Below are 734 nucleotides of genomic sequence, written 5' to 3'. Positions count from 1 at the left end.
CATAGGCAGGGTTCTTATCTACTGTTATTACACGAGGTTTACAAATATGAGAAGCAGCCAAGGCTTTCTTGAAAAAGCGCTTGGCTGCTTGTTTATCTCTTGATTCACTTAAATAAAAATCAATGGTATTTCCGTCTGAATCGACTGCGCGATATAAATACATCCATTGCCCTTTTACTTTCACATACGTTTCATCAACTCTCCAAGAATCATTTGTTGTCTTAAGATGACGTCGTACTCTTTCATCTAATTCAGGTCCATATTGATGCACCCAACGCATAATAGTGATGTGAGCAATAGACAAACCTCGTTCCTCCATCATTTCCACCAAATCACGAAAACTTAGGTAGTACCGTAGGTACCATCTTACCGTTAATAAGATAATATCAGGTTGATAACGCTTCCATTTGAACAAATTTTCCTTTTTCATACCGATCATACACCTTTTTTAGAATAATAGTATCAGTATGTCCAAGATTTAGAGATTATTTGCAATTTCCCTGAAGTTTTTGCACCAGAACCAGAATTTTTATTGTTGCAATTGTCATTGGATTAGGAGCCAATTTAATAGGGCTTTACCTACTAAAAAAAAACAAATTGTAAGAACGGATAACCCCTTTCTCCTAACGAGAGGAGTTTGCTTTGAATAACGAGAATTATGTAAAAGAGCTGTCCAAATGGATGGCTTATTTTATTTTTTGCTTAGCGTGTTTTTTTCCGAAATGCTGGCGGTA

1 protein-coding gene is annotated in these 734 nt (G+C 36.1%); it reads right to left on the bottom strand.

Features of this window, described 5'->3' with window-relative positions; genetic code table 11:
- A partial coding sequence (locus LOK41_RS28360; protein ID WP_241819414.1) for an IS6 family transposase occupies nucleotides 1–430 on the bottom strand: 430 nt, incomplete at its 3' end.
- Nucleotides 431–734 lie beyond the last annotated feature (304 nt).

The organism is Bacillus sp. TL12 (assembly GCF_022625245.1).
Taxonomy (GTDB): Bacteria; Bacillota; Bacilli; order Bacillales; family Bacillaceae_G; genus Bacillus_A.
The sequence above is the reverse complement of the archived record's forward strand: the minus strand, read 5'-3'. Positions and strand labels throughout refer to the sequence as shown.